A 14,343-nucleotide genomic window follows, 5' to 3' on the forward strand; every position below is an offset into this window, starting at 1 on the left:
GTTGACCGTCTCAAAGGGGGCCTTCAGGACAATGATGCGGAGGTGGCGGGCGGTTGGGCGAGTCGCAAGGACCGCGCCACCAGGGATCACACCGGCAGTACGTGAAGGACTCCTTCCCTACCTTCAGGGTAGGGAAGGAGTCCTTCACGTACTTCAGGGCCAGCTGCGCGCCCGCGTCGGGAAAGGGGCGGAGCCCCGGGGGCAGGACCGGTCCCGGGGCTCCGCGTCGGCGGCTGGGGTAGCCGCCGGGGTGACCCTCCACCGCTGCCGGGGGTCGCGGCGGGGGAGGGCGAGCCGGTCATTTCGTGACGAGCTCCGATTCGTGCGCGGAAAGCGCGGTCTGCACCACGGTCGTCCCGCGCCGCGTGACGTACTGCGCCCGCCCGGGAGTGAGCACGCGCGGCCGGACTTCGCCGAACACCATGCCTTCCGACAGCGGGCACGACAGCAGCATCACCGGGGTGTTGACCTCGGTGAGCCGCCGCAGCAGCGGATCGTTGGCGCCGCGGCCGATGCCGTTGGCGCCCCGGGCCACGATCAGGTGCAGGCCGAGCGCGTTCCCTTGGGCCAGCGGATCGAACAGTTGCTGGAACAGCGCGTTCGACGAGGACGCGACCATGTCGTAGTCGTCGATCACCACGAACACCTGCGGTCCGGTCCACCAGTCGCGCAGCCGCAGACGGGCCGGGGTGATGTCCGGGCCCGGGATCCGGGTGTGCACCGCGCGGGCGACGCCGTCGATCATCTCCGCCACCGAGTCGCCGGACACCGCGTAACCCAGCCGGTATTCCTGCGGGACGGCGTCGTACAGGCCGCGGCGGTAGTCCACGGTGATGATCCGCGCCTCCTGCGGGCCGTATCGCCGGGTGATGCCGTCGATCACCAGCCGCAGCAGGTTCGTCTTCCCGGATTCCACGTCCCCGACGACCATCAGGTGCGGGTTGTCCTCGAAGTCGTGCCACAGCGGTTCGAGACGCTGGTCGTCGAGGCCGAGGGCGAGCCGCACGTCCGCGTCCGGCTCGGGCAGTTCGGCCCGGTCCAGGACCACCGGCAGCATCCGGACCGGGGGAGCGGACGGGCCTGTCCACGCCGCCGCGATCCGGCTCACCAGGGTCTCGACGTGTTCGGAGACGTCGCCCGCGACCCCGTCGATCGACGGCAGGGCGGTGAGGAAGTGCAGTTCCTTGTCGGTGAGGCCGCGGCCGGGGATCTTCGGGACGGTCGCCGCGGCGCGCATGTTGATCACCGAGTCGACCGGGTCGCCGAGCCGCAGCTCGAGCTGGGTGCCGACCAGGTCCCGGACGGCGCTGATGATCTCGCTCCACCGGCTCGACGCCAGCATCAGGTGGATGCCGTAGTTGAGCCCGCGCGAGGCCAGTTCGACGAACGTCGGCAGCAGATCCATGAAGTCCTGCCGGATGGTGGACCAGCCGTCCACCACCAGGAACACGTCGCCGTGCCGCTGGTCCGCGAACTCGCCCGCCGCCCGTTTGCGCCGGTAGGTGGTCATCGAGTCGATGTCGTGGTCGGTGAAGAACCGCTCCCGGCGCGTCAGCAGCGCGGTGACCTCACCGATGGTGCGGTGGATGCGTTCGACGTCCAGCCGTCCGGTCACCCCGCCGACGTGCGGCAGTTTCCGCAGGCTCGACAGCGTTCCGCCGCCGAAGTCGAGGCAGTAGAACTGGATCTCGGCCGGGGTGTGCGTCAGCGCGAGCGAGGTGATCAGGGTCCGCAGTGCCGTGCTCTTGCCGCTCTGCGGCCCGCCGACGATGGCGACGTGACCGTCACTGCCGGCCAGATCGACCAGCAGCGGATCCCTCGTCTGCTCGAACGGCCGGTCCACCAGGCCGATCGGCACGGTCAGCGCGCCGCGGCCGGACCAGGCTTCCGCGCTGAGGCCGCGTTCGACGGTTTCCACCAGCGACGGCAGCAGTTCGTCCAGTGAGCCGGGCGCGTCCAGCGGCGGCAGCCAGACCTGGTGTGCCGGGGGACCGCTGTCGCGGAGCCTGTCGACGGCCAGTTCCAGCAGGCTTTGCACCGCGCCTTCCGGCTCGGCTTCGGGCACCGGGACCGGTTCGGGCTCGGGTTCGCGGCGGGCGGTGAACTTCGACGTGAACGGCACGATCTGTTGTGCGACAACGGCCTGTTCCACGTTCCGGCGCACCACCCGGTGCGGACCGGAGACGTAGGCCGCCTTGAACCGGTCCAGCGCCGCGGTGCCGCTCTTGAGGAAACCGTTGCCCGGATCGGACGGGAGCTGGTACGCGTCCGGCACGCCCAGCACGCCCCGGCTCTCCATCGCGGAGAACGTCCGCAGGCCGATCCGGTAGGACAGATGCGATTCCAGCTGGTGGATCCGGCTTTCGTCGAGCCGCTGGGAGGCGAGCAGCAGATGCACGCCCAGCGACCGGCCGAGCCTGCCGATCATGATGAACAGGTCCATGAAGTCGCGGTGCGCCGAGAGCAGCTCGCTGAATTCGTCCACCACCAGGAAAAGGGTGGGCAGCGGATCGAGCGGGGTCCCGTTGGCCCGCGCGCGTTCGTAGTCCAGCGCGGAGCTGTAGTTGCCCGCCTTGCGCAGAAGTTCCTGCCGTCGCACCAGTTCGCCGTTGAGCGCCTCGCGCATCCGGCCGACCAGCGCGGCCTCGTCGGCGAGGTTGGTGATCACCGCGGAGGTGTGCGGCAGGCCGTCCAGGCCGAGGAACGTCGCGCCACCCTTGAAGTCCACCAGGACGAAGTTCAGGATCTCCGAGGAATGCGTCAGGGCGAGCGCCAGCACCAGGGTCCGCAGCAGTTCCGACTTCCCGGATCCGGTCGCGCCGATCAGCATGCCGTGCGGGCCCATGCCGGACTGGGCGGATTCCTTGATGTCGAGATCGACCGGGGCGCCGGTCGGGCCGACGCCCAGCGGTACGCGGAGCCTGCCGCCGGGCCGTTTCGCGGCCCACCCCGCGGCGACGTCGTAGGTCTGGATGTCGGCGATGCCCAGCATGGCGGTCAGGTCGAAGTTGGCGGTCATCGGTTCGGCCGACCGCTGCCGCGCGCCGACCCGGTACGGTGCCAGCCGCATCGCCAGCGCGGTCGCGGTGTTGAGGCCGATCCCGTCCGGCCGTCCGAGATCGCCCGCGACCTCCTTGTTGTGCTGGTCCACCGTGATCAGCTTGAGCATCCCGCCTTCGAGCCGGAGCCGCAGTGTCTGCTGATCGTCCTTTTCGGACAGTGCGGACGAGAGGTCGACGAGCGTCGTGTTGCGGTAGCCGTCGCCGGCCAGCCTCGACGTGGGCGGCACGGTGGCGCCGTCCACGAACAGCATCACGCACGGTTCGTGGCTGTCCGGCAGCGCGTCGGGATCGAACCCCGGCCTGGTCGCGAACTCGTCGCTGAGCGCGTTTTCCAGCTCGGCGGTCGATTCCAGGACGAGCCGGGCCTCGCCCGCGCCGTCGGTCTCGCTGGGGTGGAGGTTGTGCGGCAGCCATTTCACCCACTCCCACGCCGCCCGCCGTTCCGGCGAGGTGAGCACGACGATCCGCAGTTCCGCGGGGGAGTGGAAGACGGCGAGGTGGGCGATCATCGCCCGCGCCAGCGCCCGGACCGGTTCGCGGTCCTCGCCTTCCGCCCGCACGAGGATCCGGGCGAACGACGGCAGGAACACGGCGACCGGCTGGCCGTCCACGGTGCCGTAGGCGTGGATGAACCGGCGCAGCGCGTGCGCCGAAAGCGGCTCCAGATCGTCGACGGGCTTGGTGGACAACGGGTTCAGCCGCCAGGCGAGGCGCTGCGGGCCCCTCGCGATCCGGATCTCCCCGAAGTCCTCGTCCTGCGCGTCGCGTTCCCACATCCGCGACGTGCCGGGCAACGACCACAGCGACGTCGGATCGGGGTGGCGCCAGGCGAGGGCTTCCCGCTGGCTGGCGACCACTTCACGGACCTTGCGCCGGGACTGCGCCAGGTAGCGGAGGTAGTCGCGCCGGGCGTCGTTGAGTTTCTGTTTGCGTTCGCCCGCGCTGCGGCCGAGCTGTCCGACCAGCATGGCCATCGACGACACCGTCATCAGCCCGGCGGCCAGGTAGCTGAACGCGCCGTTCTCGCCCGGCCGGACGAACAGCAGCACGGTCGCCGTCGACGACAGCGCCATCGGCAGGTACATCATGACCGCGCCGGCGCTGCGCTGGACTTCGGGCAGCGTCGGCGGTTCCTGGATGCTCAGCTCGCCCTCGGGCATTTCCGGTCCTGGCCGTCGCGGCCCCTTGCGGAATGTGATTACACTCAAGCCCGGATTCCTTCCCTCTCGGACGCGCTGTGGTGGCGGCTCCACAAGAGGTGACGAAATCCGACCACGCGACGGTTCACTCGTGATCCCGCGCGTCGGTCGCCGAAACGAAGGCGTATGTCATGGCGACCACTTCAGGGCTGTGCAAACTCCGGGTCCGTGCCCCGTCCGCCTGCTTCGAGCTGGCGGTTCCGGTGGACATCCCCCTGATCGACCTGATGCCGACGATCCTCGGCCACGCGGGCAGCGAGCTGGCGGAGGAGGGGGTGGACCACGACGGCTGGACGCTGCAGCGGCTCGGGGAGCCACCGCTGGACCAGGAATCCACCGTCGACTCGCTCAACCTGCGCGACGGCGAGACCGTGCATCTGCGGCCCCGCCGCGAGCAGCTCCCGACCGTCCACTTCGACGACATCATCGACGGGCTGTCCACCGAGGCCCGCGGCCGTGCCGATTCGTGGAGCCCGCAGGCGACGCGCTGGACGATGCTCGGCTGCGTCCTGGCGTTCGTCGCGTTCGCGTTCGCGCTGCTGGTGTCGGCCCCGACGTCGTGGCCGACGCTGGTGGCGGCCGGTGCCGCGGCGGTCTTCCTGCTGGTCTGCTCGGCCACCGCGGCCCGTGCGCTCGGCGACTCGACGGCGGCGCTCGCGCTGGCACTGGCCGCGGTCCCGTTCGTCGGGCTCGCGGGCTCGATCGTCCCCAGTGGACCGGAGGGCACGGTGCTCACCGGCGCGCGACTGCTCGCGGCCTGCGTGGCGGGAGCGGGAGCGGCCGCGCTCGGGCTCGCCGCGGTGGCGGGCGCCGCACCGGTGTTCATCTCCGTCGCCACACTCGGGTTGCTGTGCGCCTCCGGTGGCCTGGTGCTGATGCTCGGCGGCGCGAGTGCCGCCGCGTCGGCGACGATCATCGCGGTGGTCGCCGTGCTGCTCGGCGCGTTCGTGCCGCGGATCGCCTTCCGGCTGGCCGGGCTGCGGCTGCCGGGGCTGCCCACCAGCGCCCGCGAACTGCAGGAGGAACTCGAACCGCACGCCGGTGACGAGGTCGTCGGCAAGGGCCGGATCGCGGACTCCTTCGTGACCGCCCTGTTCACCGCGATCGGTGTCTCCTGCGTCGTCGCGATCGAATTCGTGGTGCGGGACGGCTCATGGCAGGCCACCACGTTCACCGCCGTGCTCAGCACCCTGCTGCTGGTGCACGGCCGTGCGCTGGGCAGCGTGTGGCAGCGTCTCTCGGTGATCGTGCCCGGGGTCTACGCCGTGCTGCGGCTGCTGCTCGCCTCGCAACTGGACGCGGCGACCCCGCTGCCGATGGTGGCGGGCGTGTTCCTGCTCGCGGCCGTGCTGATCGTGGCCAGGTGGACGCTTCCCGGCCGGAGGATGCTGCCGCAGTGGGGCAGGCTCGCGGATCTCGCGGAAACCCTCGCGGCGGTCTCGTTGCTGCCGCTGGCCCTGTGGCTGCTCGGCGTCTTCGCCTTCATTCGCGGTCTCGGAGGCTGATCGTGAACTCGAAGACCGATCAGGTCCAGGCGCACAAGTTCATGCAGGGCAGGCTCTCGTCGGCGCTGCTGCGGGTCGATCCGGACGCGCCGGAGAGCCCGCTCCAGCGGACGTACCGGGGCAGTGTCATCGGCGTGCTGATCGCCGTTCTCGCCTGCCTCGGCATGCTGGTGTTCGGCCTCGTCTCACCGGGCGGCAACAAGTCGTGGCGGGTGGAAGGCGCACTGGTCGTCGCGGACTCGTCCGGGGCGCGTTTCCTCTACGCGGGCGGCAAACTGCTGCCGGTCCTCAACTACGCCTCGGCCAAACTGGTCGCGGGCAAGCAGCTCGTCGTGAAGCACGTCGCCGAAGCGTCGCTGAAGGACGTGCCCCGCGGTGATCCACTGGGCATCATCGGCGCGCCCGACTCGCTGCCGTCACTCGCGGCCGACCCGTGGGAGGTGTGCGCCGCGGCGGGCCGCGACCAGTCCGGGCCTGCCACCTTGCGGGTGGGCGGGGTCACCGCGAACCCCCTCGGCGACGACGCCGCGGTCGTGGTCGTCACCGAAGACGGGGCGAACTTCCTGCTGTGGCGCGGCAAACGTCATCGCGTGACGACAGCGCGGGGAGCGCTCGACGCGCTGGACGGGGTCCTGCAGCCGGTGAAGGCGTCATCGGCGCTGCTCGACGCGCTGCCCGCCGGGCCGGACTTCGGGCCGCCCGCGATCGACGGCCTCGGCGCCGAGGTGCCCGGCCTCGGCGCTGTCGGCAGGCTGTACACGGTGGCGGGCGAGCCGGCGCAGCCCTACGTGCTCACACGGTCCGGGCTCCGGCCGATCTCGGAGCTCGACGCGCGGCTGCTGACCGTCGATCCGGAGGTCCGCCGTCTCGCCTACGGCGGCGGGGAGGTCGCGGTGGCGTCGCTGCCCGGCCGGGTGGTCAGCGAGCATCTGTCCCCGTCCGAACCGCCGCCACCGCTGAAACCGCCGAAGGCGACCACCCTCCACAGTGGACAGGCTCTGTGCGCGCTCGTCACTCCGGACGGTGACTCGCCGCGCACGCAGGTCGCGGTCGCCGACCGGCTTTCCGGTGCCGGGCAGCCGCCGTTCAGCCAGCCGGGTGTCGCCGCGCCGTGTGTGCGGGTCGACCGGATCGCCGTGCGGCCGGGTTCCGGAGCCCTCGTCAAGGCGACGGCCGCGTCGGGGAGGCCCGGCGACGCGCTGTTCCTGGTGACCGACACCGGCGTGAAGTATCCCGTTCCTCCCGAAGGAGCCAAGGCGCTCGCCCTCGAACCTTCCGCTGCCAAGGGCTTGCCGACGACCCTGCTGAACTTGCTGCCGACCGGGGCCGCGCTGGACCCGTCCGTGCTGCGTGACGGGGGTGCGGTCCTGCCCGCGGCCACCGCCTGCGGTTCTTGACCGGAGGAACCCGCGACCCGACTTCTGCCGGTGGTTCCGCGTGGTCTCCCGCGCCCGGTGTTGGTGAGCTTGCCCTGGAGCGTCAGCGACACCACGGGAAGGACGACAACCGATGAGCATGCCGCATTTCCAAAAGACCGACTCAGGCATGAAGGGTGGCCTCTCGGCCATCGAGAACTGCGAAAGCGAGTGCAAGAGGATCCACGGGGGCGTGACGTCGGTCCGGGCCGACTTGAAGAACGACTGGCAGGGCGCGGCGTCCCAGACCTTCCTCAACCAGCTCGAGGCGTGGGAGACCGATTACGTCCAGGTTCTCGCGCTGCTCACGGAGATCAAGGAAATGGTCGGCGCGAGCGACCAGCAGATGAACACCGCCGAGGACGAGATCAACCTGTACGCGTTGTCGTCGTTCGGCGGCGAAAGCGACCGCGTCCTCAAAGAACTGTCCTGACCGGCGTAATCCCCCGTACCGAGAGGAAACGATCATGACCACCCCTTACGACGGTTTCGCGGTCAGCGGCAACCTTCCGCACCTTGCCGAGCGGATGGTCGGACTGAGCAAGGCGATCGACAGCGCGCTGGTCGAGCTGGAGAAGACCATCAAGCCGATGACCGACACCTGGCTCGGTCAGGGCGCGACGTCCTACACGGACCTGCAGCGCAAGTGGCACGCCACGACCAGCGCCATGGAAAACCGATTCAAGAAGGGCCACCAGACGCTGGCGATGTCCTTCGAGAACTACACGCGCACGGACCAGAACATCGGGGCGAAGTTCCAGGGAATCTAGGTCCAGGCCGGTCGCGGGGAAAGGAGTAGGGCGTGGCGGACAAGCCGGACAGCGGCGACATCAAGATCACCCCCGGTTTTCTGAGGGACTTCCAGGACAAGGTCCTGCAGAAGATGGTCGACGATCTGGTGAAGGATCCGAACGTCGCGGAGCTGGCCCAGACCTTGACCAGCGCCGCCGGGAAACGGCGGCTGCTGGCGGGTTCCGAGGCGTGGGAGCCCGCCAGGTTGCTGATCGAGAAGTACGAGGCTTCCCCCGCCGGGACGGCGCCGTCGTTGTACAACCAGGTCGAGGCGATCCGGAAGCAGCTGATCACGTTGAACGAGAACATCTCGTACGTGGTGGACATCGCGGAGAAGGGCGAGGACGAGAACCTCAAACTGTCCACCGAGCTGAACATGAGCCAGCTCGGCGAGATCTTCACGACCACTCCCGCCCCGCCGCCCGCGGGGAGCTGAGCCGCGATGACTTCCGGACTTCCAGGAGGGACGAAGACGCCGTGGGAGGACGTCCTCAACAACTTCACCGGCACCAGCCCGTCGGGTGAGCTCAAGAAGATGCCTCTTCGCGAGACCGTCATGGACGTGCAGTGGCTCAAGTGGGATGTCTGGTCGTCCACCCGGCACTACCACGGTTACCGGCCGAGCGGCTGGGACTACACCGTCAACAGTTACTCGAGCACGAGAGAGTTCTGGGCGGTGGCCAGCGCGAACTACGAGGCGTTCGGGCCGGTGATGACCGCCTACTACGGCGGTATGAACGACATCCTCGACTCCATGAACGGCTACTACAACACCAATCCGGTGGCGCAGCCGTCGACGTTCACCAAGGCGTTCAACGCCTTGAACGGCACGAAGACCTTGCTCAGCGGGATGTCCACCGGTCTGGGCGGCTGGCGGGACAAGGTCGGGAAGAAGGGCGACGACTTCCAGGGCACCGGCGCCGGAGCGTTCCGTGAGGTCCTGGACGGCGTGATCTTCCGGTGCGACAACCTGGTGAGCCAGCTGGGAACGCGTCCTGACCAGCTGAAGACGAAAAGCCCGGAGGACAACCCCGAGACCACGGGCGCGAACGAAGCCTCCGCCGGCCTTCGATGGGCTTTCGACAAGCTCCACGAGGGCTATGCCAAGTGGATGTCGGATGCTCCGGTTTCCTGCAATACGGCCAAGTTCGGGAAGTTCGACGTGAAGGGCAGCCAGCTGGCCTGGCCGGGTGGTTGCCTGACGGCGATCTGGAACTGTGACGCCTTCACCGCCGATCTGAAGCGGAACAGGACCACCGACAGCTATTGGGGTTTCGAAGACCGCTACCCGAAGAGCGACATCATCGGCGCGGACGCCAGGAGTCCCGAATTCTGGAACGCGCTCATCGACGCGGCGAAGGCGCTGTGGACCGACCACATGACGACGACGCTGGACGTCGCCGCCCAGGCGGTGCTGAAGGACCTTCCCCCGAACTACAGCGAACTGGCGCTTCTCCTGCCCCAGATCAGGGAACCGAGGCGGCTCAACCTCCACAAGCCGCCGCCGACCGCCCCGCCGCCTCCGCCGGGGTCGCAGACTCCGCCCCCGCCGCCTCCCGGTTCGAAGGACGGGCCGCCGAAGCCGCCGCCCGGGTCCAAGGACGGGCCGCCGAAGGTGCCGGATCCCACCAAGGACGACAAGGGGAACAAGGACACCAAGGGACCCAAGGCGCCTGTCCCGCCGCCACCGACCGACAAGAACAACCCGCCGTTCCCGAACAATCCGAACAAGCCGCCACCCGTCGGCCCGAAACCGGACGACAACCTGAAGGCGCCGACGGGCTCGACGATCGGGCCGGACGGCGTCGTCCTCGGCCCGGACAAGAAGCCGCTGCTCGATCCGTTCGGACGGCAGATCGTCGTGCCGCCGGGTTCCCGGATCGGCCCGAACGGCGACATCCTGGGCCCGAAGGGCGACAAGCTCACCGAGAAGGACCGGCTGGCGAGGCCGGAGCCGGTCAAGAAGGACGGCCCCGCCCAGAACGAGCTCGACCAGTACTTGAAGTCGTTACGCGGCAGCAACGCCCCGTCGATGCCGACGTTGCTGTCCGGGGCGCCTTCGTCGGTCTCGATGTCGTCCGGCGGTCCGCTGGGTGTCCACAGTGGATCATCGGGCTCGGCGCCGCACGTGGGGTCGATCGGCTCGAACGGCGACGGTAAGTCCGCGCCTACCGTGTCGCCGCCCGAGAAACCGGTGACGACCGAGGGCGGCCCGTCGCTGATCAAGAACCAGCAAGGCACCGGCGCGCCACAGACCGGGATGGGCGGCGTGCCGTTCTACCCGCCCACCGCGGGTGGCGGCGGGGCCGGGGCGGGCGCGGACCAGAACAAGGGCGAACGCGACCGGACGACGTGGCTCGCCGAGGACGAGGAGACCTGGGGCACCGACCCGAAGCTCCCGCCGTCGGTGCTCGGTGCCCGCAGACGCGGCAGGCGGCTCGCGGGACGCGGGACCGGCGGCCCGACCAACTACGGACATGGAGGAAACGATGGCCGACTGGCTGGAGGATCAACTTCACCAGGCTATGGCCACGCTGAAGGATCAGCGTGACCGGATCGAGTCGGCGAAGGCCGAACTCGCGTCACGGACGACTTCCGCGACCTCCGCGGATCACCTGGTCACCGTGACCGTGGACGCGCAGAACACCGTGGTGGGCATGAAGTTCCACACCACCAGGTACCGCTCCATGGCGCCCGAGCAACTGGCCAGGACCCTGGTCGACGTCCTCGGCCGCGCCCGGCGGGAGATGGCGGACACGGTGGTGGAGGTCTTCGGCCCGCTCATGGACCAGCGTGACGACCTCCGCGCGGCGATGACGGGCAACACCGAGGTCGACAAGGCGTTCGCGGGGCTCTGGAACGAGGCGCCGTCGGACGTCTTCGGCAGGCGAAGGGACTGATCCCGTGATCCTGGGCGGTCCGGACTCGCGGACGTGGGTGTGGGAGCAGGCGCTCAACATCTTCTCCTCGGAACCCAACTTTCCCGTCGTGCCCTCGCGTGAGGACATCATCAAGAAGACCTGGCTGTCCTGGGGCACCCACACGCATATCCGCGGCCCGAGCAACAAGGTGCCGACGAACCTGCTCCACGCCGAGATCATGACGGCGTACACGTCGTACTACGCCACCGCCGACGCGACCCCGGAAATGACCGAGCTGGCGGCGACGTATTCGGCGAACATCGACAAGATCGTGAACTCGTTGCGCGACGATTCGAACGACATCGGCAAGAGGGCCACCTTCGAACGGGCGGCGGCCACGCTGGGCGGGGCGGCGAATCTGCTGTTCGAGCAGCTGTATCCGTTGCAGACCTGGCGGGACAAGACCGGGCACCGCGGTGACGACTTCCAGGGCACCGGGGCCGAAGCGTTCTGGACGGTGCTGGACAAGCTCACCCACCGCTGCGTCAACCTGATCGAGCAGCTGAGCCGGGAACGCGCGTCCTGGGTCGCGCTGCGGGACGCGAAGCAACTGATGGAACATTTCGCCGGATATCTCAACGACGGGCGCGAAATGTGGGAGGGGGACAACTCCTTCACCTACGACACCGGTCTGGGTTTTCCGGTCACGGCGACCGGACGGGACCTGTCCACCCCCGTCGGGGTGATCCGCGCGATCTGGCAGGCACCCGCGCTGGTCAAGGACATCAACAGCCACGAGGCGTACAGCTACTACGCGGACGCGGTGGGGGACAACACCCCGGCGAGCAAGATCCTCGGCGGCAAGTTCAGCGAGACCGGGCCGCGGGAGAAGCTGGAGCTGGCGGCGAAGAGGGTCTGGGGCGAGCATCTCGTCCTGGTGGACAGCTGGGGCGCCAGCGCGGTCGGCCTGCTGGAGGCGGCCTACTGGACGGCCAGGCAATACCTGCCTGAGATCCGGACACCGGTCTACCTGAACCTTTCCGGCGGGTCCGGTGGTGGCGGTGGCACCGGCGACGGTGGCCAGGGCGACAGCGGGCCCGGCCCCGGCGGGGGAGACGGCCCGGCCAAGGACGAAGGGCCGGTCGTCACCGAGAAGTCCACGGCACCGCCGCCGCCTCCACCGCCGTTCATCAAGACCGGTCCTCCTCCGCCGCCTCCCGTTCCCGTTGGGACGAACCCGTTCCTGAAGGTGCCGACCGGTTCGTACGTCGGTCCGGACGGCGTCGTCATCGGCCCCGACGGCAAGCCCGTGCTGGGCCCCGACGGCAGGCCGATCATCGTCCCGCCGGGTTCGCGGGTGAGCGGCAACGGCGAGATCATCGGTCCGAGGGGATCCGGGAATCTCGAGCAGAAAGACAGGCTGCGCAAGCCTTATCCGCCGCCGGAGGGCGTCCGGAAGACCTACAACGGCGAGTCGGCGCTGGAACGGCATCTCAAGTCGCTGCGGCGCACGCCTCCTCCGCAGTTGCCGCCGCTGCGCGTGCCGGACTCCCTGCCGATCACGATGTCGAGGTACGACCCGCAGTCGAACTTCCACAGTGGACCCGGATCGCTCGGCGGTGGCCGGATCGGTGTTTCGCCGGAAGTGCCTTCGCCAGGAGGGAAAACGGTGACTCCGCCCGCCACGGGGCAGGGGCCGCTCGGCGGTCCCAAGGGCACCTCGGGCAACGGCGTGCCGTTCTACCCGCCGACGGCCGGTGGTCCCGGCGGTGCGGGTCAAGGGAAGGGCGAACGCGACCGGACGACCTGGCTCGCCGAAGACGAGGAGACCTGGGGCACCGACCCGACGGTCGCACCCGGCGTCCTGGGCAGACGCCGACGCCGGTCGCGGGCGGGCGTCCAGCAGAGCACGAACCCGGAACGCGACTACACGTTCGGGCTCGGCCAGAAACCCGCTGCCGGGCACGGCACGGGCACCACCACCGGATGAGGACGGGAGACCATGGCGAACTTCAGCGCGGACCCGAGGGCCATGGAGGTCATCGCCGAGGGATACAGCTCGATCGCGGCGAAGATGTACCAGATCTGCGAACTCGGCCAGGACCGCGTCGATCTGCTGCTCGAAGCCTGCGGCGACGACGAGATGGGTGAGGAGATCAAAGGCAATCTCCACGCCCCGGCGGCGAAGATCGAGGGCGCCTTCACCTCGATCAGCACGGTGGTCGAGAACCAGACCAACGTGACCAAGGGCATGGCCGCCCAGCTCGCCGCGGCCGAGAGCGCGAACGTCGTGAACGTCCACAAAGGTCTCAAGCGTTAGTGAACGACCAAGGAAGCGGGAACACCATGCCCACGGAGGCAGAGCAGTCCACGGGTGTCGCGGTCGCCGCGGCGGAACCGGCACCCGCCGTCACGGAAGCGAAGGCAGACAACGAATCGACGTCGTCCGCCACCGAGACCGTCGCCGCGGGCGCGGTCCCCCCGGTCGTCGACGCGAGCACCGCGACCGAAGGGTCGGCGCCGGGCCGGATGCCCAAACCGGTGATCGTCGCGGCGGCTGTCGCCGGTGTCGTGCTGGTCGCCCTGCCGATGGCCTTCGGCGGGCTGCTGGGCGACGACAATCCCGGTGACGGAACGAAAGACGCCGGATACGCGCAGGATCTCCCGCCGGGCGGCGGATTCGTGCCGGGCGTCGCGGCCCCGCCCACGGACAATTCCGGTGGCCTGCCCGGGATCCAGCCGGGTGCCCAGCCCGGTCAAGCGCTCCCCGGTCAGACGGCCGACGGCGCCCCCGTCGGCCAAGCGGGCGCGCCCGCTCAAGCGGGAACCCCGGCCGGCCCAGCCGCTCCCGGGGCCCCGGCCGCGGGTGGCGGTCCGGGACCGGCGCAGCAGCCCCAGCGACAAGGTCCGCCCGCTCCGCCCGCGGCCGCCAAGACGGTGTCCTACGAGGGCACGGCGGGCAAGGGCTGCGGTGGGGGCACCGGCTTCACCGGTGTCGGGGCGTACAGCGACGGCAAGGCGGGCTGGGTGAACCACGGGAACGGCGGCTGCGGCACGTCGTTCGCGTCCATCCCGATGTCCGGCGACGCGAACAAGGACGACCCCAGCGCGTACGGACTGTGGACGTTCAACACCGGCCCCGTGACCACCGGAACCTGCACGGTCTCGGTGTTCATCCCGAACGGCGACCTCACCGCCGTCGGGGGCAGCCCGTCGGTTTACCGCGTCTACGACCGGTTCGCGGTGGAGAAGGGCACTCCGGTCGGGACGTTCCAGGTCGACCAGATCGCGAACCGCGGCCGGTGGGTGAGCGTCGGCACTTTCCGGATCAACGGCGCGAAGCTGGCCGTCCAGCTGCTGAACCGGGGGCGGGACTGGTCGGGCTCGAACAAGACCTACGCGCACCACGCGGCGGCGACGGTGAAGGCCAAGTGCCAGGCTTGACGTCACTCGCGTGATCAGCACCGGGTAGGCGTGCGGCAGGTGGTTGGGTCGGGTTGCCTGCCGCA

General features: G+C 69.6%; 11 protein-coding genes. 10 read left to right on the forward strand and 1 reads right to left on the reverse strand.

The features are described 5' to 3' along the window. Positions 1-298 precede the first annotated feature (298 nt). Positions 299-4,270, reverse strand: a complete 3,972-nt coding sequence (eccCa, locus tag ACLJPX_RS32645) for a type VII secretion protein EccCa (RefSeq protein WP_410604283.1) — start codon at positions 4,268-4,270, stop codon at positions 299-301. 122 nt (positions 4,271-4,392) lie between these two features. Here eccCa and eccD point away from each other — a divergent pair, with 122 nt between their 5' ends. The 10 genes from eccD (at position 4,393) to ACLJPX_RS32695 (ending at position 14,278) form a co-directional block, all read left to right on the forward strand. Continuing rightward, on the forward strand, positions 4,393-5,766 hold the full coding sequence (eccD, locus tag ACLJPX_RS32650; protein WP_410604284.1) for a type VII secretion integral membrane protein EccD: 1,374 nt from the start codon (positions 4,393-4,395) through the stop codon (positions 5,764-5,766). Between the two features lie 2 nt (positions 5,767-5,768). Beyond that, a complete protein-coding gene (gene eccB / locus ACLJPX_RS32655) occupies positions 5,769-7,163 on the forward strand; it encodes a type VII secretion protein EccB (protein WP_410604285.1) in 1,395 nt (464 codons plus the stop codon). A gap of 148 nt (positions 7,164-7,311) precedes the next feature. Then, on the forward strand, positions 7,312-7,614 hold the full coding sequence (locus tag ACLJPX_RS32660; RefSeq protein WP_410604354.1) for a WXG100 family type VII secretion target: 303 nt from the start codon (positions 7,312-7,314) through the stop codon (positions 7,612-7,614). 34 nt (positions 7,615-7,648) lie between these two features. Further along, a complete protein-coding gene (locus ACLJPX_RS32665) occupies positions 7,649-7,951 on the forward strand; it encodes a WXG100 family type VII secretion target (RefSeq protein ID WP_410604286.1) in 303 nt (100 codons plus the stop codon). 32 nt (positions 7,952-7,983) lie between these two features. Next, positions 7,984-8,409: a hypothetical protein gene (locus tag ACLJPX_RS32670; protein WP_410604287.1), complete on the forward strand. Its 426-nt coding sequence runs from the start codon at positions 7,984-7,986 to the stop codon at positions 8,407-8,409. A gap of 6 nt (positions 8,410-8,415) precedes the next feature. Further along, a complete protein-coding gene (locus tag ACLJPX_RS32675; protein WP_410604288.1) occupies positions 8,416-10,524 on the forward strand; it encodes a hypothetical protein in 2,109 nt (702 codons plus the stop codon). Next, positions 10,499-10,873 carry a YbaB/EbfC family nucleoid-associated protein gene (locus ACLJPX_RS32680; protein WP_101613017.1) on the forward strand — a complete coding sequence of 125 codons (375 nt, stop codon included), beginning with the start codon at positions 10,499-10,501 and terminating at the stop codon, positions 10,871-10,873. The genes ACLJPX_RS32675 and ACLJPX_RS32680 overlap by 26 nt, the downstream gene beginning before the upstream one ends. Before the next feature lie 4 nt (positions 10,874-10,877). Next, positions 10,878-12,824, forward strand: coding sequence for a hypothetical protein (locus ACLJPX_RS32685; protein ID WP_410604289.1), 1,947 nt, complete (start codon positions 10,878-10,880; stop codon positions 12,822-12,824). A gap of 12 nt (positions 12,825-12,836) precedes the next feature. Beyond that, a complete protein-coding gene (locus ACLJPX_RS32690) occupies positions 12,837-13,154 on the forward strand; it encodes a hypothetical protein (protein ID WP_101606133.1) in 318 nt (105 codons plus the stop codon). Positions 13,155-13,180: 26 nt separating this feature from the next. Next, on the forward strand, positions 13,181-14,278 hold the full coding sequence (locus ACLJPX_RS32695; protein ID WP_410604290.1) for a hypothetical protein: 1,098 nt from the start codon (positions 13,181-13,183) through the stop codon (positions 14,276-14,278). Positions 14,279-14,343: the final 65 nt, after the last annotated feature.

The sequence above is a fragment of the Amycolatopsis sp. lyj-90 genome (assembly GCF_046549035.1).
GTDB lineage: Bacteria > Actinomycetota > Actinomycetes > Mycobacteriales > Pseudonocardiaceae > Amycolatopsis.